General features: G+C 55.5%; 19 protein-coding genes and 1 pseudogene. 8 read left to right on the forward strand and 12 right to left on the reverse strand.

What is annotated here, in order from left to right; translation table 11 throughout:
• The first annotated feature begins 65 nt into the window (after positions 1-65).
• The 4 genes from RUE5091_RS06555 (at position 66) to RUE5091_RS06570 (ending at position 3,826) form a co-directional block, all read left to right on the forward strand.
• Positions 66-1,286 carry an aminopeptidase P family protein gene (locus tag RUE5091_RS06555; protein ID WP_058281068.1) on the forward strand — a complete coding sequence of 407 codons (1,221 nt, stop codon included), beginning with the start codon at positions 66-68 and terminating at the stop codon, positions 1,284-1,286.
• 144 nt (positions 1,287-1,430) lie between these two features.
• Entirely contained in the window at positions 1,431-2,273 is an 843-nt protein-coding gene (locus RUE5091_RS06560) for a glycosyltransferase family 25 protein (protein WP_058281069.1), read from the forward strand.
• A 129-nt stretch (positions 2,274-2,402) separates the two neighbouring features.
• Positions 2,403-2,771 (forward strand): group I truncated hemoglobin, encoded by a 369-nt coding sequence (locus RUE5091_RS06565; protein WP_058281133.1) that lies wholly within the window; start codon positions 2,403-2,405, stop codon positions 2,769-2,771.
• The gene (locus RUE5091_RS06570; protein ID WP_058281070.1) at positions 2,768-3,826 is read left to right on the forward strand and encodes an adenylate/guanylate cyclase domain-containing protein; all 1,059 of its coding nucleotides are present in this window, start codon (positions 2,768-2,770) and stop codon (positions 3,824-3,826) included. Before RUE5091_RS06565 ends, RUE5091_RS06570 begins: the two co-directional genes overlap by 4 nt.
• 3 nt (positions 3,827-3,829) lie before the next feature.
• Here the strand turns inward: RUE5091_RS06570 and RUE5091_RS06575 are convergent, their stop codons facing one another.
• The 10 genes from RUE5091_RS06575 to guaA form a co-directional block, all read right to left on the reverse strand.
• Positions 3,830-4,444, reverse strand: coding sequence for a TetR/AcrR family transcriptional regulator (locus RUE5091_RS06575; protein ID WP_058281071.1), 615 nt, complete (start codon positions 4,442-4,444; stop codon positions 3,830-3,832).
• Between the two features lie 75 nt (positions 4,445-4,519).
• Positions 4,520-5,389, reverse strand: coding sequence for a polyphosphate kinase 2 (gene ppk2 / locus RUE5091_RS06580; RefSeq protein ID WP_058281072.1), 870 nt, complete (start codon positions 5,387-5,389; stop codon positions 4,520-4,522).
• A 49-nt stretch (positions 5,390-5,438) separates the two neighbouring features.
• On the reverse strand, positions 5,439-6,386 hold the full coding sequence (locus RUE5091_RS06585) for an alpha/beta fold hydrolase (RefSeq protein ID WP_058281073.1): 948 nt from the start codon (positions 6,384-6,386) through the stop codon (positions 5,439-5,441).
• 7 nt (positions 6,387-6,393) lie between these two features.
• Positions 6,394-7,332: a homoserine O-acetyltransferase MetA gene (gene metA / locus RUE5091_RS06590; RefSeq protein ID WP_058281074.1), complete on the reverse strand. Its 939-nt coding sequence runs from the start codon at positions 7,330-7,332 to the stop codon at positions 6,394-6,396.
• 39 nt (positions 7,333-7,371) lie between these two features.
• A complete protein-coding gene (locus RUE5091_RS06595) occupies positions 7,372-8,244 on the reverse strand; it encodes a hypothetical protein (RefSeq protein ID WP_058281075.1) in 873 nt (290 codons plus the stop codon).
• A gap of 49 nt (positions 8,245-8,293) precedes the next feature.
• Positions 8,294-9,190 (reverse strand): DMT family transporter, encoded by an 897-nt coding sequence (locus RUE5091_RS06600; RefSeq protein ID WP_058281076.1) that lies wholly within the window; start codon positions 9,188-9,190, stop codon positions 8,294-8,296.
• A 106-nt stretch (positions 9,191-9,296) separates the two neighbouring features.
• On the reverse strand, positions 9,297-10,187 hold the full coding sequence (locus RUE5091_RS06605; protein WP_058281077.1) for a hypothetical protein: 891 nt from the start codon (positions 10,185-10,187) through the stop codon (positions 9,297-9,299).
• 244 nt (positions 10,188-10,431) lie between these two features.
• Positions 10,432-11,562 carry an OmpP1/FadL family transporter gene (locus RUE5091_RS06610; protein ID WP_058281078.1) on the reverse strand — a complete coding sequence of 377 codons (1,131 nt, stop codon included), beginning with the start codon at positions 11,560-11,562 and terminating at the stop codon, positions 10,432-10,434.
• A 121-nt stretch (positions 11,563-11,683) separates the two neighbouring features.
• Complete coding sequence (locus RUE5091_RS06615) at positions 11,684-12,589, reverse strand: DMT family transporter (RefSeq protein WP_058281079.1); 906 nt, start codon at positions 12,587-12,589, stop codon at positions 11,684-11,686.
• Positions 12,590-12,684: 95 nt separating this feature from the next.
• A complete protein-coding gene (gene guaA, locus RUE5091_RS06620) occupies positions 12,685-14,244 on the reverse strand; it encodes a glutamine-hydrolyzing GMP synthase (RefSeq protein WP_058281080.1) in 1,560 nt (519 codons plus the stop codon).
• An 81-nt stretch (positions 14,245-14,325) separates the two neighbouring features.
• On the opposite strand from guaA, the gene RUE5091_RS06625 reads away from it, so the two are divergent.
• The gene (locus tag RUE5091_RS06625; RefSeq protein ID WP_058281081.1) at positions 14,326-14,763 is read left to right on the forward strand and encodes a GNAT family N-acetyltransferase; all 438 of its coding nucleotides are present in this window, start codon (positions 14,326-14,328) and stop codon (positions 14,761-14,763) included.
• Positions 14,764-15,043: 280 nt separating this feature from the next.
• On the forward strand, positions 15,044-16,588 hold the full coding sequence (locus tag RUE5091_RS06630) for a trimethylamine methyltransferase family protein (RefSeq protein ID WP_058281082.1): 1,545 nt from the start codon (positions 15,044-15,046) through the stop codon (positions 16,586-16,588).
• Here the strand turns inward: RUE5091_RS06630 and RUE5091_RS06635 are convergent, their stop codons facing one another.
• Positions 16,589-16,888, reverse strand: coding sequence for a DUF6477 family protein (locus RUE5091_RS06635; RefSeq protein WP_058281083.1), 300 nt, complete (start codon positions 16,886-16,888; stop codon positions 16,589-16,591).
• Between the two features lie 242 nt (positions 16,889-17,130).
• On the opposite strand from RUE5091_RS06635, the gene RUE5091_RS06640 reads away from it, so the two are divergent.
• Both RUE5091_RS06640 and RUE5091_RS06645 read left to right on the forward strand, forming a co-directional pair.
• Positions 17,131-18,243 carry a DUF6456 domain-containing protein gene (locus RUE5091_RS06640; RefSeq protein ID WP_058281084.1) on the forward strand — a complete coding sequence of 371 codons (1,113 nt, stop codon included), beginning with the start codon at positions 17,131-17,133 and terminating at the stop codon, positions 18,241-18,243.
• A gap of 52 nt (positions 18,244-18,295) precedes the next feature.
• On the forward strand, positions 18,296-19,219 hold the full coding sequence (locus RUE5091_RS06645; protein ID WP_058281085.1) for a hydrogen peroxide-inducible genes activator: 924 nt from the start codon (positions 18,296-18,298) through the stop codon (positions 19,217-19,219).
• Here the strand turns inward: RUE5091_RS06645 and RUE5091_RS23405 are convergent.
• A pseudogene (locus RUE5091_RS23405) lies at positions 19,200-19,418 on the reverse strand (hypothetical protein); the annotation flags it as partial. The gene RUE5091_RS06645 and the pseudogene RUE5091_RS23405 sit on opposite strands and share 20 nt — an antisense overlap.

A 19,418-nucleotide genomic window follows, 5' to 3' on the forward strand; every position in this document is an offset into this window, starting at 1 on the left:
CCGCTTGTCCTGAACGCCGGGGCTTGTGGCCGGGCTTTGCCTGTCCGGCATCGAGGAGAGACCAAATGACTGACCTGACCAATCGCCCCGAGTTTTTTACTAGCCACAATGGCGACAAGGCGCCGTTGCCCTTTAGTAAGGCCGAGTATGCGCGGCGTCTGGGCAATCTGCGTGCGACGATGGCGGCGCGCGATATCCCGGCTGTGCTGCTGACGTCGATGCACAACATCGCCTATTACTCGGGCTTTTTGTATTGCGCCTTTGGCCGCCCGTATGGCTGCGTCGTGACGCAGGACAATTGCACCACGGTTTCGGCAAATATTGATGCGGGCCAGCCGTGGCGACGCTCGGTCGAAGAGAACGTGATCTACACAGATTGGCAGCGGAACAATTATTGGCGCGCTGTGGCCAGCCTGATCGGTTCGGCAGGACGGATTGGTATCGAGGGCGATCACATGACTCTGGCCATGCGCGATACGGCGTTGAACATGCTGGGCGGGGCGGAACTGGTGGATATCGCACCGGATACGATGGCCGCACGCATGGTGAAATCGACTGAGGAAATCGAGCTTATCAAAGGTGGCGCGCGTACGGCTGATGTCGGTGGTGCGGCCATCCACGCCGCGATCCGCGAAGGTGCGACAGAGATCGAGATTGCAATGGCAGGGCGCGACGCGATGGAGGCCGAAATTGCGCGCGCCTATCCGGATGCCGAATATCGCGATACGTGGGTCTGGTTCCAGTCTGGTCTGAACACAGATGGTGCGCATAACCCTGTCACCAAACGTGCACTGCAAAAAGGTGATATTCTTTCGCTGAACACGTTCCCGATGATCTCAGGCTATTACACCGCGCTGGAACGGACATTGTTCCTGGGCGAACCCGATGCCGACAGCCTGCGCATCTGGAAGGCCAATGTTGCCGCGCATGAGTTGGGCCTGAGCCTGATCAAGCCCGGCGCGACCTGTTCCGGCATTTGCGAGGAAATCAATCGGTTCTTCGCAGATGAAGGTCTGCTGCAATACCGCTCGTTCGGGTATGGCCATTCCTTCGGCATTCTCAGCCACTATTATGGTCGTGAGGCCGGGCTGGAACTGCGCGAAGACATCGACACAGTGCTGGAGCCGGGTATGGTTGTGTCCATTGAACCGATGTTGTGGGTTCCCGAAGGCCAGAAAGGCGCGGGCGGGTATCGCGAACATGACATTCTGGTTGTCGAGGATTCTGGCGCGGAAAACATCACCGGATTCCCCTACGGGCCCGAGCACAACACGATCAGTGCCTGATCGGATCGGCAGGGTAGGCGATTGGCCTATCCTGCCACGTATTTGAAGCAGTGAGCCATGCGCCTTTGCTTGGTCAAGCTCTGGTGGGGTTGATTGTCCGGTTTAGCGATGTGTATCTGACGGCAGTGTTTGAAAGGATGCACCGTGGGACAATATGAACTGCCACCGGGAACAGGTGTCTATTTTATCAACCTAGACCGTGTGCCAGAGCGGGCCGAGTTTATGGATGATCAGTTCACGCGCGCGGGATTGGTGGGTGCTCAGCGATTCAGCGCAGTGGATGGTCAGCAACCCGGGGCGCTGGATGACAATTCTTACGTTGCGGGAACCGGCACCCGATGGGGGCTAACGCAAAGCGAAATAGCCTGTTTTGAAAGCCACCGTGCAGTTTGGCAGACCGTTGTGGATCAGGGGTTGAAAACGGTAGCGATTTTCGAAGATGACGTTGAAATGTCAGCTCAGGCAGGTGCAGTTATTGCATCTTTGCTGGCGGTTGAGGCCGGATTTGACCTGATCAAGCTCGACTATTCACCACGCTCGATGCGGTTTGGACCGCTTGAAACCATCGCGGATATCCCGATGCGCCCGATGTTGGAGATGGCACCCAGCTCTGCCGCCTATATTCTGACGCAAGCGGCCTGTCGCAAACTGCTGTCCTGGTCGGGTAGCTATTCGGACCACCTGGATGATTTCATCTCGTTCCCCCGCACCGACTGGCGCATGTATCAGTGTTTCCCAGCCATGGGGGTGCAAGTGATGTGGTCCAAGCAGCAGGAACAGACGGCTGAACCCGTCAAAGTCAGCGAGCGATCACAGGATCAGAAAACCAACAGCGGGCTCGACAAGGGCCCGTTATGGTTTCGCATCCGGCGCGAACTGCGTGCTGCTCGGCGCAAGTTGTATTGGCGTACGGGCGGGCAGGGCAGATTGTTGGCGCAAGGCGGGTTTGCGGGTTACATTCCGTCTGCGGATGACCTGAACGTCTAGTTTGTTTCTTGGGCCGCCCAATGGGCACTGGCAATCTCTGATTGGGTAAACCACGCATAAGCGTTAACAAAACTGTCAGTTTGATATAAGCTTGCAGTGTTGTTTTTGATTAACGCTTGGGTGTTTAGTGTGGGGCAGACAATATATGAAAGATATGGCGGGTTCAAAACGATCAGCCGGATCGTAATGACATTCTATGAAATGGCCTTGGATTCCGACCAGATCGGCGGCCATTTTGAAGACATCGACATGCCGCGTCTGATCGACCACCAGACGAAATTCGTGTCTTCGCTGGTTGGTGGACCGGCATCCTTTAGCGATGAGAGGATCGAGGCTGTCCATCGGAACCTGAATATCTCACACGCGGATTTTGATGAGATGGCCGAGCTTTTTGCCGAGGCGCTGTCCATGCACGGAATGGAGGATGGGCACATCAAGATTGCTCTGAATGCGATTGAATCGAAACGCTCTATCATCGTCGCACGTGACGCCGCATGAGCATTCTGGCGATCAATGAACAATTGCTGCGGGCGATTGGTGTTGGCGTGGCAGTTGTGCGTGCCTCTGACCTGAGCTTTGTGTTCTACAACGGTCCCTTTGACGAATGGTTCGGAACTCCGGCCGATGGACAGACCTTGCTGGATTTGATCCCATCGTTGGACCCTCGCGAATTGGATGACGTCAAGCAATCGGGGCTTCGCTATACTGTTGAACTGCAGATCAAGCCGAAACGCCGAACGCTAATTTTCGCGACGGCTGTATCCTTGGCAAATGGTCTGTCCGAACAGGTTTTGGTCGTGGAATTCCAGAACATCACCCGCATCCGCGAGTTGGAGAGCATGATCGACAGCTACTCGACTATGGTCGAGCGCAACACGCGAGAGTTGGAGCGTGAGAAAGAGCGCGTCGAACGCCTGTTGCTGAACCTTATGCCGCGGGCAGTGTACGAAGAGTTCAAGACATTTGGTGTCGTCACACCGCAGCTATACGACCAGGTATCGGTGGTGATGCTGGATTTTGTGGGGTTCACGGATTTTGCTGCCAAGACCGACCCGACGGTCACGTTGAGTGAATTGAATGACATCTTCACCGCCTTTGACCGTATCGTCGAACAATTCGGGTGCGAGCGGATCAAGACCATCGGTGACGCTTATTTGGCGGTATCTGGCATGCCTGATGCCACGCCAGATCATGCAACTGCTGTGGCTCATTGTGCGGTTCGTTTCCTGCGGTATCTGGAGCGGCGCAATGAAAGCCACCCCCATAAATGGCAGGCCAGAATAGGCTTGGGTATGGGGGCTGCGGTTGGTTCGGTCGTCGGGATTCAGAAATACGTCTATGACGTGTTCGGTCCGGCGGTGAACATTGCTTCTCGCCTGCAAGTCTTTGCAAACCCAATGCATATCGTTGCGCCCGAAGAGATGAAATACGCCCTGATTGATGAGTTTCAGGTCTCGGACATCGGGCGGGTGGATATCAAAGGCATGGGTGAGATGGATTTGATCAACGTCACTTCTGGCCTCAGCGTGCCGCAGCCTGTCAGACGATTCTGATCGTCAGTCGTCCTGGGGCACCAGCCCCAGACCGCGCAAATAGATGCCAATGCCGGATTCCAACAGATCTTCGGGTGGAAAAGGGGAACTGGCACCAGTGTTACGGGCGTAAAGTTCAACGACCCCATGGCTCATGGCCCAGATATGCGCACTGAACATAGATGCCGGCGGGCGTTTTTCAGGTGGAATATGTTGTGAAAGATCAGCGGCGGCTTTTTCCAGAACCGATTTGGCGCGGTTCGCGGCCAGGGATAGTTCGGGCGTTCGATTGACTGAGATGCCGCTTTCGAACATCGCGATGTAGTGTCCAGGATGTTTGCGCGCGAACGCCAGATAGGCGCGGCCTGTCGCCTCGAACGCGGCCAGCGCCGATGGTTGGCCTTTGTCATAGGCGTATTGCATCAGATCCGCGAACATCTCGAACCCTTGCCGGGCGGCTTCGGCGATCAGGTCTTCGCGGCCATGAAAATGCCGATAGACTGCAGCGGGGGTGACGCCAGCGGTTTTCGCGGCCTCGGACAGCGTAAAGCCGGTCGGACCTTTTTCTTCAATTAGAGATAGGGCAGCCTCGATCAGAGCCTGTTTCAGGTTTCCGTGGTGATACCCGCGTTTTGTCATTCCTGCTTCAGGTGCCCTTTTTTAAGTTATAGAATTCATGACATAATTCGCGCCGAAGTATTCGTCCACTACCTGTCACGCATCCCAGATATCTGGCCCGCCACAAATAAAGGGGTCGATCGGGCCAATAGCGTCTTCGTCCTTTTCGTCATAGTCCAGCGCATGCAGAACCGTACGAATGGCTGCCAGTCGTGCGCGTTTCTTGTCGTCTGATCGCACAATGGTCCAGGGGCAGTGTTCCGTATGGCTGCGCGCTAGGGTTTCTTTGATCGATTGGCTGTATTCGTCCCATTTATGCAGGCCTGCTATGTCGATGGGGCTGAGTTTCCACTGTTTCAACGGGTCAGTTTCACGGGCGAGAAAACGACTAAGCTGTTCGGCCCGGCCGACATTCAGCCAAAACTTGAACAGTTTGATCCCGTCATTGCCCAAACCGGTTTCTAGCGGCAGGACCTGCCGAAAAAAGCGTTCACGTTCATCCGGTGTGCAAAAGCCAAAGACGTTTTCAACGACACCACGGTTATACCAGCTACGGTCAAAAAACACGATTTCTCCAGCGGTGGGCAGATGTGCGATGTATCGCTGGAAGTACCACTGGCTGCGTTCGATGTCCGACGGTTTGCTGAGCGCCACGTTTCGCGCACCGCGAGGGTTCAGGTTTTCCCGGAACCGCTTGATGGTGCCGCCTTTGCCAGCCGCATCCCGACCTTCGAAAATCAGCAATAGGCGAGAGTCGGTTTCTTTGACCCAGGATTGCATTTTGACCAATTCGATCTGCAGCCTTCCCATCTGTTTCTCGTAGTCCTTACGCTCCATCCGTTCGTCGTAAGGGTAGGTCGGGTTTAAGATTTCGCCTTTGCTGGATTTTTCGATGGCCGTACGCACCTCTTTCGGGGCGTCGTTCTTAAAGTACTTTTCGATGGAACCTTTTTCGGAACGGGCCATGTGCTACCTCGTCATAAAATCCATATCCTACTATGGATTAGCGACAGCCCTAACGCAAACCTGCTCGTTGCGCGGCACGGTCGATGGCGGCGGCAACTTCGGGTGCAGCCACGACCTGCGGCATGTGTCCGATACCGGGCAGTTCAATCAGTTCCGCGCCGGGAATTTGTTCAATCAGTCGATAGGAATGCCAGTCCAGACCCACCGTATCGTCAGCCGTGCCATGAACAATCTCGGTCGGCACGTCGATTTCACTGTATCGTGGTTGAAGCGCTCGGACTTCGTCCAACAGGTTGGCTCGCTGCTTGGCATTCGCGTGCATCGAGGCGCGGCGCATGGTCAGACCCGGGCCGAAATGTTGCGCATAACCTTCTGGCGCGGTCTGCGGTGCGAACACACGATCTAGTGCTTTTTCAACATACCATTCGGGTACAAAAGCAGTGATCAAGGGCAGGGCGGTGGCGCTGCCTGTGGGGGTTGCGGCCAGTTTATTGAACCCGTCCAAAGGTGTTTCCCACGGGATAGCCGCGGCTGCGATCAAGACCAGCCCCGAGAAATTGTCAGGTCGCGTGACAGCCCAAGCAAGTGAGACGGATCCGCCATAGCTTTGCCCTGCGACTATTGGCTTTTCCGCGCCAAGTTGCGCCGCTGCTTTTTGCAGGATTTCCGCCTGCTCCTCAATGGTTTCCCCGTCTGGATTGAAGCTGGCGCTATATCCCAGCCCCGGTCGGTCAAAGACGATAACGCGGTAGTTTTCTGCCAGAATTGGGGCCAGCGCAAAGGTCATGTCGCGTGTATTACCGCTAGATCCGTGGATCAGCACGACATCCGGACCTTCGCCCATAACCACTGCATGCACCGGAATTCCATCGACTAGGACGATTTCGCCTTCGGGCGGGAAGGCGGCCTCTGCACGGGTTTCGTTCCGGACCGCGCGCCAGAGTGCAACGGCCCACAGCATAACCAATAAGGTTAGAGCTATGAGGCCGATACGCATCACTGGGTCAGGCCCTCAGATCGGTCTGGTCTACACCGATCCGATTGATGTCGTACGGCGTGGTGCCATAAATTTCACTGATCCAGTTGCCATAGAGCAGGTGGGCATGGCTGCGCCATCTGTTCTGGGGTGTCTCGGTCGGATCGTCGTCCGGATAGTAATTCATCGGCACGTTGATCGGCGTGCCGTTGGCAACGTCGCGGTCATACTCTTGTTTCAACGTATCGCTGTCATATTCGAAATGGTTGAAGATATAGAGCGCACGGTGCGCCGGGTCTTCGATCAGACAAGGGCCGACTTCGTCGCTGCCCAACAGAGTCACCAGGCCGTCAGCGTCATCAATCTCGCCTTGCTTCATTTCAGTCCAGCGGCTGACCGGGATCACACAATCATCCGAGAACCCGCGCAGGAATGGCGAAGCCGGATCAAGGTTCGAATGGCGGAAACAGCCAAACGCCTTGGCGTCCAGCATATGTTTCTTAACGCCGTGGAAATGATTGATCATCGCCATCCCGCCCCAGCACACACCAAAGGTAGAATGCACATTGGTCTGCGTCCATTCGAACACTTCGCGCATTTCTTCCCAATAGGTGACGTTGTCGAATTCCAAATGTTCGATCGGAGCGCCGGTGATGATCAGGCCGTCAAATTTCTCGTCCTTCACCTCCTTAAAGGGGCGATAGAATTCTGCCATATGCTCGGCCGCAGTGTTTTTGGTGCGATGTTCCGTCATGCGGATCAGAGACAGATCAATCTGCAACGGGGTCGCCCCGATCAGACGAGCAAATTGGTTTTCAGTCTGAATCTTCTTGGGCATCAGATTCAGCAACCCAATCCGCAAGGGGCGGATGTCCTGACGCATCGCCTGATCCTCGGCCATGACCATGACGCCCTCTTTCGAGAGAACGTCAAATGCGGGCAGGTCGGAGGGGATCTTGATCGGCATCAGGTGCAAGCCTTTGGAGTTACAGTGTAGAGGCGGTAATTAAGCCCGGTTTGCGCGGGTCTCAAGGGTGTGTTCGATCAACTCATCGAAATCAGCGGCATCGCGGACTTTGTGCATGTCGTCAGCGGTGACAGTCACCCCCCAATTGTCCGCCATTGCCTGATAGCGCGGCTGGCGGTGCGCCAGTGCCTGCGCATAGGTCCAGCGGATGAAAGCATTGGGGTCGACGTCCTCGGATCGGCAACCATTTTGGCTCAGGTAATCGTTCCAGACCCGGGTCAGGAATTCGGGTTGATAGGACATCGGCTTAGGCGCCTTGTCGAAGCGGCGGATTAGTTCCGCAGTGTGATCCTCATCTCCTTGAATCCAGATCATCAGAGTCTGACGGGACAGTTCAGACAAGACGTGATCCGTCGGGTTTTCCGGGTCCACCCATTCGCAGATCGACCCGCCGGTATCGCAAATAAAATGCGGATAGTGGTACAGGCGCTGTGCCCGGTCGAGGAAATATTCGGTGTCCAACAGCGCGTGAATCTCGGCCTGCCGGAATTGTTCCTGCCTGCGTTTATATTCGGGCAGATCCAGACCACCCAGGGCCGGATTTCCGGGCTTGCCCAGATATGCGGCAACCGGGGTCAGATTTTCGAACGAGATGTTCGAGCCGATAAAAATCGAATCCGACAACAGAAGCTCACGAAGAAAGGGAATCTTCATCGCTTCGGCCTTGGCGTTATCAGCGATGTATTCGCCCATATAGCGGGTGCCAATGCGGTAATCGATCGAGTAGTGGAACCAGTTGCCCGAATCGCGCAGAACATTCGACACATAGGTCTTGCCCAGGCCCGACATGCCAAAGAACAGCACCTTTTTTCGCGCCGCATCGCGCCAGTCTTTTGCCGAGCCGTAGATCATCGTCCGCCATCCCTTTTACCGACCTAGCTAAAACGGGCAGCGGACGGCGTCAATCGCGTGTGCCTGAACGATTGAGGATCAACAGGCCCAACGCGAGGATTGCAAAGCCAAGATAGGCTTGCGAGGGCAGGGCCTCGTCCCGCAAAACCGCGCCTAAGACGATAGCGACTGGCGGGATGACTAACGTAACTAGCATCAGGTTGCCCGCTCCGGCCATGGCAAGCACCCGATAATACAGTAGGTAAGCGCCAGCCGTTGCGATCACCGCATAGTACCCGATTGCGGTCCACGTGATCAGTGGCAGGTTCAGACTGGGCACACCATCGATCATCAGGGTAAGTGGCAAGATCATAACGGTCGACCCGGTTAGCATTCCTGCAGCGGCGACGACAGGCGGCAGGTCTGACAAGGTCGCTCGCGCCCAAGCTCCGGCCATTGCGTAGGAAATCGTTCCTGCGATGATGGCAAGTTGAGCGATGCTCTGCAGGTTGAATGTCGCGAAATTTTGAAGTCCGATTGCAGTTGCGACGCCCAGAAACCCAAGCGCCACTCCAATGATCCGTGGTCGAGTCAGGCGTTCATCCTTGAAAAACAGCGCTGCTGTGATGACGCCGAATATGGCTGTCATAGCGTTCAGGATCGATGTCAGACCGGTCTCGATATAAAGCTGACCCCATGCCATCAAGGAAAACGGAATAGCGTTGTTCAGTAGCCCCATAACCAAAAACGCAAACCATATGCGTGGACTGCGCGGCACGGCTAATCGTTGGACGCAAACAACCACCCAAAGCACCAGCATTGCCCAGAAAACGCGATGCAGGACCGATGTCATCACCGGAATCGTGTCCAGCGCGACCCGAATCGCAAGGAATGAGGCCCCCCAGATCACGCCGAGCAGAAAAAGTTCGGACCAAGCGCCCGAGGTAAGATGTTTTTGTGCAGCCATGCTCTGTTTTTGCACCAGATCCAAATTCTATCGACCCGAAACTTGCGCAAAGAAAAACCCCGCCATAGGACGAGGTTTCCCAAATGCTTGCAGGTTGTTCTGCACCTTAGAAGGTTGTGTCTTCCAGGGTGGTCAGAGCATTGTGACGCGGTGCCATTGCTGCACGTGCTACGCTGTTGAGCGGTGTTGATGCAGTGCGGCCGCCAAGGGGGAAGGTCAGACCAAAGCGAAGTGTGTCGATATCGCCGCTGGCACCGCCAACATCAATGTCCGTTCTGGCCAGTTCCAGAGACACCTGTGCGGGGATTTCGCTGATCTCAAGCAGGTTATAGTCCACGCCGATGCCCAGTGTTGTGTAGTCTAGATCGAGGTCACTAAACGACTGGTATACGAGACCTGCATAGGTCCCCCAACCGCTGCCGAATCCGTAGTAACCGCCTAGGCCGACGCTGTAGAGATCGAGATCAACGCCGCTGCCTGAAATTTCGCTGCGTACATAGTGGCCACCGAATACAGCATTATCTGCTACCTGATAGCGGAACCGCACACCGAAATCGGTCCAATCCGTACCATTGGGCAGGCTGGGGGACGTTTCAGATTCGCCGATCCATGCCTCGAACCCGGCGTCTTCGGCGACATACCCGCCCGAGATACCGTACGAGGTCACATCGTTGGACAGGCCAAGTGCCAGTCCCGAATCGAAATCAGCATAGTCGAGATAACCACCCACAACGCCGCCAGCTTCAAACTGGTAATTCAGCGTGGTGCCTAGATCCCACAGGGAAACATCGCCGGAAACATTGTCGGGATCGGCATTGTAGTATTTGGCATCAAAGCCCCAATGCAGACCGTTGTCAAAGCTCAATGAACCGGTGAAATCCCCGGTAAATGTGCCGAAATCACCACCACCGTTGGAAATGGAAGATTGTCCATAACCCAAGGTTGCTGCACCGTGGAATTCCTGTGCACCTGCAATGGCCGGGGTCAGTGAAATCATTGTTAAAAATGAGATTTTGCCTGGATTCAACAATTTGATGTCCTCTTTTTTTGTTGTGCCGGTCCCCTAATTGATCCAGTCGGGAACCGACAGGGAGAATGTCATAATGAGATTGCGAATTTCGCCAACCCCCGGAAATTGTGGCTTTAGAGCAATGGGGTATTCAAAATCTTTCTTTTAACCCCGGTACACAAAGAAAAACCCCGCCGAAATGGCGGGGTTAGACACTTCATTGTGGTTTGGATCAACCCAGAGAATAGGTGATCTGGAAGCCGACGCTCCACGCGCTGTTGCCGGTAAAATCGGCGGTTTGGCCAAATGCGCCATCTGCGGTAGCGTCACCGATATCAGTGTACCGGACACCGGCCGAGATCTTTGCCTTTTCCAACGAATACGTGCCGCCCAAACCAACGCTCCAGAATCCATCAGTCGGGCTCAGGTTCGAAACCGGAATTCCTTCGTCGGTTTCATAGCCAAGGGTAACGGCACCTGCGAATTCGTCTGTGAATTGGTAGCCAAGGCCGAGCGAGTAAGTATATGTCGCGTTGTCATAGTCCACGAGGGACGAACCAACGGCGGCGGTATAGACCGGGGGTGCCACATCCAGCTGTGGCCAGTCGACCCAGCGGATTGAACCAAACAACAGGGTTTTGGGGGCCACGCCTGTCTGGAAATCCAAGTTCACCGATTGCGGTGTGTCAACTTCCGTCGACGTTTCAAATGAAGCGCCTCCAATGACTTCGGTCTGCGACAGGTTGTGAGTGATTTTGGAGTTGTACGTTAACGCGACCCGGGCCGCGATTTCCGGCTTCTCCCATGCCACACCGATCACATAGCCAAAGTCGACTTCGCTGCCCGCATCGAACGAGTAATCACCGACAATTGGAACGCCAATTCTGGCTTCGGATACGCGCTGAACACGAACGCCGCCCAATGCGCTGAAACCGTTGTCGAACTTATACCGCAACAAGGCAGTAATCGCGTCAATATCAGCCTGAGCCCTGAGCGAATTGGCCTGAGTAGGATTGAACGGGTTGATCGACAGCGGGTAAGCGGACGAATAGGCGATATCAGCGCCGAACGGCTCATCATAGATAATCGCCAGATCAAGTTGGTCCGTAAGCGCAGTTTTGAAACCCAGGTGTGGTGTGAAGAAATCATTGGCGATGTTGCCCGAGTCAACAGGCTCTCCAGCTCCAAATATATTGGGCATGGTGCCGCTTACGTCCGGATCCGTATAGCTCAGGCCAAATTGAACAACCGTTCCTTCTTCGAAGATTAAGTTGATGCCTTGACCGCTTCGGTCGATGCCCCCCGCATAGGCCCCGGTTGTCCCAACGCACACCGCGCACGCCTGTAGAAGCGCTTTTTTCATTGTGTCCTCCCTAAAGGTGTCCTGTTTTTCAGACCGAGTTGCTGAGTGGTGCCGACCGATCTGTCTTGTGGTGCCCGATACTTTCTTGAGGGTTACTTTACCGTCAACTAGTGACGGTGCGTTATTCCTGACGAGTCTGACGTGCAACTGTTGCTAAACTGTTACGATTTTCGGCATGCATGTTCAGAAAAATGCCCGAAAAGATTACGACAGCACCTAACAGGGTCCAGTGATCCAGGGGCTCTTGGTAGAGAATCATCCCGACCACCGCGATTGCGGGCAAACGCACAAAATCAAACGGTACAACGATGATCGCCGGTGCAATGGCCAGAGCGTTGGTGATGCAATAGTGCGCCAGTAAACCTGCCAGCCCAATCAATACCAGGAAGGGGATCGTGCTTGTAGTTGGTAAAGCAATCCGGCCGTCGATCCCAGCCGCCAACAATCCAAAGATCGCCTGCATGACGGTCAGCCAGAACATGATACAGCCAATACTGGCAAAACGGGTCAGCTTTTTAGTGGAAATAGTTGTAAACGCGAAGAATACTGCAGACATCGCGGCGGCCAGAATACCAGCACTCAGCGGCACGGCGCCGGGGCGGGTGATTATCAGGACACCTGCGAACCCAATCAGGGCTGACAATACACGCACGGGCGTCAGCCGTTCTGCAAGCAGCAGCGGAGAAAGTAGAACCACCCAGATGGGTTGCGTGAATTCAAGGGCAAAAACCTGCGCCAGAGGGATGACTGTAACCGCATAGAACCACAAATTCTGGCCGATGAAATGCGTCAGATTTCGGATGCCGTGCAGCCCAAACCTGTAAGTCGAGACCTGATGCCATTTATGCGTCACTGTCAGAATCAGCGACACAACGCAGATGCCAACGAGGCTGCGGTAGAACATGATCTCGAACGTATCATGGGCCACGCTCAGCTCGCGGCCAGCAATGGCCATAGATGAAAAAGAGGCAATTGCCCCCGTCATCCAAAGCGCGGCCTTACCTATCTGCGGTTTGCTGCTGTCCATCCACCTGCCTGCGGGAATCGCGGAATTCTAATTTGAAACCTATGGGTTTCTGCCAAGACTTAAACAAAAAAGCCGGGTCAGAGCCCGGCTTTTTGTTATTCCCACTCGATCGTTCCCGGAGGTTTCGAGGTGATGTCATAGGTGCATCGGTTGATGCCTTTGACCTCGTTGATGATCCGAGTGGCGGTTTCACCAAGAAACTCGTGGCTGAACGGATAATAGTCGGCGGTCATACCATCGACTGACGTTACGGCCCGCAGAGCACAGGCATAGTCATATGTGCGTCCGTCACCCATCACGCCGACTGTGCGAACTGGAAGAATCGCCACAAACGCCTGCCAGATATCATCATACAGACCGTGTTTGCGAATCTGGTCGATATAGACGGCATCGGCCTCACGCAGGATTTCCAGTTTTTCGCGGGTAATCTCACCGGGGCAACGGATCGCCAAGCCGGGTCCGGGGAAGGGGTGGCGGCCGATGAAGCTGGTCGGCAGACCGAGTTCGCGGCCCAGCGCGCGGACTTCATCCTTGAACAACTCACGCAGGGGCTCGACTAGCTTCAGGCCCATCTTTTCCGGCAGGCCACCGACATTGTGGTGCGATTTGATGGTGACCGAGGGGCCGCCCGAGAAGGAAACCGATTCGATCACATCTGGGTATAGTGTGCCCTGGGCCAGGAATTCCGCCCCGTCGATGGTGTCGGCGTGTTTCTGGAATACGTCGATGAACAGCTTGCCGATGATCTTGCGCTTGGTTTCCGGGTCGGACTGGCCGTCCAGCTCGCCCAGAAACAGGTCGCTTTCGTCCGCATGGATCAACTGAATGTTGTAGTTGTCGCGGAACATGCCGACGACTTCTTCGGCCTCGTTCTTGCGCAGCAGGCCATGATCGACAAATACGCAGGTCAGCTGATCACCGATTGCCTCATGAATCAGGATCGCAGCGACCGAGCTGTCGACGCCGCCGGACAAGCCGCAGATGACCTTTTTATCACCGACCTGTTCGCGGATCGTCTCAATCATCTGTTCGCGATAGGCACCCATGGTCCAGTCGCCGCCGAATCCGGCCAGTTTCACGAAGTTCTCGTACAGCTTCGCGCCTTTGGGCGTGTGGTGCACCTCGGGGTGGAACTGAACTGCATAGAAATGGCGGTTGGTATCAGCCGTAATCGCATACGGCGCGTTGGGCGAGGTGCCGAATACCTCGAACCCAGGGGCGATTTCGCTGACGTGGTCCCCGTGACTCATCCAGACTTGTTCGTCACCGTCCGCGAACCAGCCGTTCAGAATATCCAGTTGGTTCTTAGGGGTGACAAAGGCCCGACCGAACTCGGCCGTACCGTGTCCGCTTTCGACCTCGCCACCAAGCTGGTGCATCATGACTTGCTGTCCATAGCAGATGCCAAGGATCGGCACGCCATAATCGAAAATTTCTTGCGGGGCACGGGGCGAGCCCTCGCGCGTCACACTGTCTGGCCCGCCGGAAAAGATCACGGCCTTGGGCGCCAATTCGCGCACAAAGTCCATTGTGACTTTCTGATAGGGGTGGATTTCGCAATAGACATTCAACTCGCGCAGGCGGCGTGCGATCAGCTGCGTCACCTGGCTGCCGAAGTCGATGATCAGAAGGCGGTCATGGGATGTCTGGCTCATGACTGGCTCTTAGGTCGCGCGGCGGTTATGTGCAAGCGTTATGAGGGTGTTTTCAGCCAGATGCAGAGGGAGATTGGATCAATGACCGTTATTCGTTTCACGAAAGCAACGCAGGATGACGTCGCAATGGTCACTGACTGCATTACGGCGGCCTATGCCAAGGCGCGCGAAACCATTGATGACCTGCCCGATGTAACCAGTAATCTTGCAGAAGAGATTGCGGAGCATTGCGTTGTTTTGGCCCACAATGATGACGGGCTGAAGGGGGTAATAATTTACGCGCAACAAGGCACTGCGATGAAGGTCCTTAATCTGGCTGTCTCACCGCTGGCGCAGGGGCAGGGGATTGCAGGAATATTGCTGTCGCGTGCCGAGGCCGATGCATGCAAGGCCGGTTGCACACATATGGAGCTGCGTACTCATCGACTGATGCAGGATACGCGGGCTATATATGCGCATCTCGGGTGGGTTGAAATCGAAGTGTCTGGAAACACGGTCGCGATGCGCAAAGACCTTTGAGGGTTGTCAGCCCGTCAATTTAGATTTCTCACGTTTACTCAGATAGGTCCGACGCCACCCGTTTCTGTCGTGGCATGCGTTTTCGCTCAGCTAGCGATTAGATGATTTTGCGATTCCGAGCCCATGCCTCTAACATGAACAACAGGAATTAGGGGTTAAAACGGGATCGAATAGGCGATCATGTCGCTTTTACCCCTATTTCGCCGTAATCCACGTCTGGTGTGATCTGCGGTTCCGGTAACACGATTTGCAACGTGAACATGACTAACGGGATTATCTCATGGCAGAGGCAAACACCCGACGCAGAGCCAGAGGCGGTGGTGGAGCCGCCCGCAGGGCCGAGCGCACCGCAGTCCGTATTGAAACTGCGAAATACATCGAACGGAATATTCCGAATTTCGAGGTTCTCAACGAAGAAGCGTTGGAAATCATTGAAACCAATGCAGAAACCATTCTGGCCGAGGTTGGCGTTAATTTCGTCGACAATCCAGGCGCGTTGCAGCGCTGGAAAGACGCCGGAGCCGATGTGGATGGGGAACGTGTCCGCATTCCGCGCGGCCTTGCGCGAGAGCTGATTAAATCAGCCCCCAGTGAGTTTACACAACACGCGCGCAACCCTGAAAAATCGGTTGTCATTGGTGGACGTAATCTGGTGTTGGCACCAGTTTATGGCCCTCCGTTCGTGCGTGACGCACATGGTGGCCGTCGTTATGCGACCATGGACGATTTCAACAAGTTCGTGAAACTGGCCTATATGTCCAAGTGGCTGCACCACTCGGGCGGGACTGTTTGCGAGCCGACTGATGTGCCAGTGAACAAGCGTCACCTGGACATGCTGATGGCGCATATGACCCTGTCGGACAAGCCGTTTATGGGCTCGGTCACTGATCCCAGCCGGGCGCAGGATTCGGTTGAAATGTGCGAGATCCTGTTCGGCAAAGAGTTCGTGCAGGAAAACACAGTGATGACTTCGCTGACCAACATCAACTCGCCGATGACCTTCGACGACGTGATGATGGGCGCGCTGGAGGTTTATGCGAAGAACAATCAGGCCTGCATCATTTCGCCCTTTATCGTGGGCGGCGCGATGGCCCCTGTTTCAGTAGCAGGGACGCTGACGCAGGTGCTGGCCGAAGTTCTGGCCGGTGTCGCGTATAGCCAGATCATCCGTCCGGGCGCCCCGGCGATCTTTGGAGCCTTCGTGTCGTCGATTGACATGAACTCGGGCGCGCCGACCTTTGGTACGCCTGAGGCGTCGATGGTCACCTATGGCGCGGGTCAGCTGGCGCGACGTCTGAACCTGCCGTTCCGTTCCGCCGGATCGTTCTGCGGCTCGAAATTGCCCGACGCACAAGCGGCCTATGAAACTGCAAACTCGCTGAACATGGGTCTGATGTCTGGGGTGAACTTCATGTTGCATTCCTGCGGCTGGCTCGAAGGTGGTCTGGTTGCTGACTTCGAAAAATTCGTCATGGATGCCGACCAACTGGGCGTTCTGCATGGTCTTGCCAAAGGCGTAGCCTATGACGAGAACGCGCAGGCGATGGATGCGATCCGCGAGGTCGGTCCGGGCGGTCACTATCTGGGTTGTGCCCATACGCAGGCAAATTTCAAAGAGGCTTTTTGGAAGTCAGAAATGCTGGACTACAAACCGTTCGAAACCTGGGAAGACGAAGGCGGGCGTGACACGCGCCAACTGGCCACTGCCCGGGTCGAGCATCTGCTTGCCAACTACCAGCAGCCGCAACTCGACCCTGCCATTCTTGCTGCATTGAACGAATACGTGGCGGAAAAGAAAGCATCCATGCCGGATGCCTTCACCTGATCACTGATACTGCGCGGCGCGGCTGGCCTGAAACAGCTGCGCCTCGCCCAACAGCGCGATCAGCAGGTCCAGGTGACGGACCAGCGAATAGGCTGCGTCTTCTTCCGTACGCTGTGCGTTAACTTCCCTTTCCAATTCCATTAGCCGCATCAGCGCGGCCCCTGTGCTGGGCATTGACCCGTAGCCTAGGATGCGCTGTAGGTGCCGATCCCGGTCATAGTCCTGTGCTCCGTGTCTTGCAGCCCGTGCCAACAGGCGTGGACGGCGGAGGGCAATAATCATGGTCATCAGGTCCTGCATTTTCGGGGGTTCCTTGTTTGAGTGAACGTCCCTGAATGTGTTGCACAACCTAAGCGGGTGTTGCTTTGATTGGGTTCGTGCCGAACTATGACTTCATGAGTGTTTATGTTTTTGAATCAAATCTAGTCCTTGTCACCGCCGGTTAACGAACGAGTAACGAAAGCGACTCTAGTTAGAATTGGTTAACAAATTCATCGGGGGCGATTGAGAACAGATTGTTGTGTCGACGAGGACAAGTAACTATGGAAAACAGCATAGCATTCACCATTCCGGCCTGGGTACCAGAGGGGGCACAGCGATACCTTGCCCACACAGAGACCGGTCAGTCGATCCGCGATATCGCGCGATCTGCGGGGTGCCATGCGTCGACCATACTCAGGCAGATCAGGCGTATCGAAATGCGCCGGGACGATCCCTTGGTGGATGCTGCGCTGCAATCTCTGGCCGAGACGCATTTTTCGGAAACAGGGGATAATCCAGCCCCGGTGCAATTTGGCACCCCGGCTGCCACAGAAGAGGAAGCCGCCGCGGCCAGGGACGAAGAATTCAACCGCGAGGCTCTGCGAATTTTGCGCAGGCTGTGTGAAACGGGATCAGTTCTTGCGGTGGCCGAGGAAATGGACAAGGCCGTAGTGGTCCGCGACACCGGTGACAGCGGGGCTACGCGAACAGCAGTTGTGGATTGCAAGATCGCCCAGGCTCTGGCCCTGAAGGATTGGATTTCCTGCGATAATCCCGGGCGGATATCGCGGTATCGGATTTCTTCGGCGGGCCGGACAGCGTTGAGCCGCCTTGTTGCTGAAGCCGAGAATATGGCGCGCGAGCGCAGTGAATATGGTATGGCTGATGCGCAATCGCCGTTTCAGGGGCAAACGGCACAGGCGGCGGCAAAACCTGACCGCCCTCGGCGCATTCGCTATAGCGCGACAGAGAGCCCTTTGATTGCACTTGCCCGCAGACGTGATCGGGATGGTAAACCTTTCCTTGATGAAACGCTTGTGGCGGCTGGCGAACGACTGCGCGAAGATTTTGAACTTGCCCAGATCGGACCTCAGGTCGCACAGAACTGGGATCATTTTCTAACAGCAGGTGGACGTGGCAGTTTCAAAAGTGAAACCTATGCCGGACAGGGGTCGTCCGATGCGCGGGTTCGTGTCGAAGACGCCTTATCGGATCTGGGTCCGGGTCTCAGCGATGTGGCGCTGCGCTGCTGTTGTTATCTCGAGGGGCTTGAACTTGCGGAAAAACGCATGGGCTGGTCGGCGCGTTCGGGTAAAATCGTGCTGCGGATCGCGTTGCAGCGGCTGAAGAGACATTATGACGGGCAGTCTGAGCGCAATCGCATGATCGGTTAACGGTGCGATATGTTTTAGTTGCACTTAGGTGGGTGGGTGATAATCACGAGTTATGAATTTTACCCTCAGACAACTGAAATACTTTAGTGCTGTCGCCGATCAGCGCAATTTCGGTCGGGCCGCGCAGGTATGCCACGTGTCTCAGCCCGCCTTGTCCGTTCAGATCAAAGCGCTGGAGGACAGTTTGGGAGGACCGCTGTTCGAGCGTCAAGCGCGAGACATTCTATTGACCCCATTGGGGCGGGATGTGCTGGATCACGCACGTCAGGTCCTTGGGGCAGCGGATAGGCTGGATCAATTCGCCAGAGATCGATCAGGCGGACACAGGTCACTGGCGATTGGGATCATCCCGACGATTGCGCCATATTTGCTGCCTGGTGTTCTGGCGGGTTTGCGGACATCTGATGTGTCATTGCGCGTGCAGGTCCGTGAGGCCAGGACCGAGCGGTTGTTAACGATGCTGCGTGCCGGGGAGATCGACGCCGGTGTCGTGGCTTTGCCTGCGGGTGGGAGCGAGCTGTTCGAATTGCCGTTATTTCAGGATCGTTTCCTGCTGGCTGGCAGTTCTGCACGACTGCAAAGCATGGTCACAAACCCCGAGGCCTTGCGACCGCTGGACCTGCAAACCGCACAGCTAATGTTGCTGGATGATGGTCATTGTCTGACTGACCAGGCGCTTGAAGTTTGCGGTCAGGATCGAAGCAGTGGCTTGATCAATATGGGCGCGTCCTCGCTTGCTACTCTATCACGGTTGGTGGCCGAAGGGTTCGGACTGACTCTCATGCCCGAGTTGGCCGCACGCGCGGAAACTGAGGCTGTTCCCGGACTAAAGCTACTGCGATTTGGCACGCCGCAACCGGCGCGGACGGTTGGCTTGGTGCGGCGTGCGTCGACTGCAGGTGAAGATTGGTTTGACGGGCTGGCTCAGGTCATCCGGCAGGTTGGAGAAAACATCGTCACCGCAACCCGCGCCTGAAAATGAAAAGACCCGCCAGTGGCGGGGCTTTTTTTTTTTTTTGCTGTGGATATTTAGCCCAAACCCGCCCCTTTTCTTTCCTCAGGTGGTTTTTTTTGTTGTCTGGTGGAGAAACACCACAGGGGGCTTCTGGGGCGGGATTCCTCAGGCCGGGGTCTTCGGACCACTCCTCCACCACCCCGCCGTCGAAGATTGGGGC

It is taken from the genome of Ruegeria denitrificans (genome assembly GCF_001458295.1).
Taxonomy (GTDB): Bacteria; Pseudomonadota; Alphaproteobacteria; order Rhodobacterales; family Rhodobacteraceae; genus Ruegeria; species Ruegeria denitrificans.

What these genes read in the sequence shown, in the direction of transcription:
- RUE5091_RS06555 (WP_058281068.1), top strand. Translation starts at nt 66, where the DNA reads ATGACTGACCTGACCAATCGCCCCGAGTTTTTTACTAGCCACAATGGC.
- RUE5091_RS06570 (WP_058281070.1), top strand. Translation starts at nt 2,768, where the DNA reads ATGAGCATTCTGGCGATCAATGAACAATTGCTGCGGGCGATTGGTGTT.
- RUE5091_RS06575 (WP_058281071.1), bottom strand. Translation starts at nt 4,444, where the DNA reads ATGACAAAACGCGGGTATCACCACGGAAACCTGAAACAGGCTCTGATC.
- ppk2 (WP_058281072.1), bottom strand. Translation starts at nt 5,389, where the DNA reads ATGGCCCGTTCCGAAAAAGGTTCCATCGAAAAGTACTTTAAGAACGAC.
- RUE5091_RS06585 (WP_058281073.1), bottom strand. Translation starts at nt 6,386, where the DNA reads ATGCGTATCGGCCTCATAGCTCTAACCTTATTGGTTATGCTGTGGGCC.
- metA (WP_058281074.1), bottom strand. Translation starts at nt 7,332, where the DNA reads ATGCCGATCAAGATCCCCTCCGACCTGCCCGCATTTGACGTTCTCTCG.
- RUE5091_RS06595 (WP_058281075.1), bottom strand. Translation starts at nt 8,244, where the DNA reads ATGATCTACGGCTCGGCAAAAGACTGGCGCGATGCGGCGCGAAAAAAG.
- RUE5091_RS06600 (WP_058281076.1), bottom strand. Translation starts at nt 9,190, where the DNA reads ATGGCTGCACAAAAACATCTTACCTCGGGCGCTTGGTCCGAACTTTTT.
- RUE5091_RS06605 (WP_058281077.1), bottom strand. Translation starts at nt 10,187, where the DNA reads ATGATTTCACTGACCCCGGCCATTGCAGGTGCACAGGAATTCCACGGT.
- RUE5091_RS06610 (WP_058281078.1), bottom strand. Translation starts at nt 11,562, where the DNA reads ATGAAAAAAGCGCTTCTACAGGCGTGCGCGGTGTGCGTTGGGACAACC.
- RUE5091_RS06615 (WP_058281079.1), bottom strand. Translation starts at nt 12,589, where the DNA reads ATGGACAGCAGCAAACCGCAGATAGGTAAGGCCGCGCTTTGGATGACG.
- guaA (WP_058281080.1), bottom strand. Translation starts at nt 14,244, where the DNA reads ATGAGCCAGACATCCCATGACCGCCTTCTGATCATCGACTTCGGCAGC.
- RUE5091_RS06625 (WP_058281081.1), top strand. Translation starts at nt 14,326, where the DNA reads ATGACCGTTATTCGTTTCACGAAAGCAACGCAGGATGACGTCGCAATG.
- RUE5091_RS06630 (WP_058281082.1), top strand. Translation starts at nt 15,044, where the DNA reads ATGGCAGAGGCAAACACCCGACGCAGAGCCAGAGGCGGTGGTGGAGCC.
- RUE5091_RS06635 (WP_058281083.1), bottom strand. Translation starts at nt 16,888, where the DNA reads ATGCAGGACCTGATGACCATGATTATTGCCCTCCGCCGTCCACGCCTG.
- RUE5091_RS06640 (WP_058281084.1), top strand. Translation starts at nt 17,131, where the DNA reads ATGGAAAACAGCATAGCATTCACCATTCCGGCCTGGGTACCAGAGGGG.
- RUE5091_RS06645 (WP_058281085.1), top strand. Translation starts at nt 18,296, where the DNA reads ATGAATTTTACCCTCAGACAACTGAAATACTTTAGTGCTGTCGCCGAT.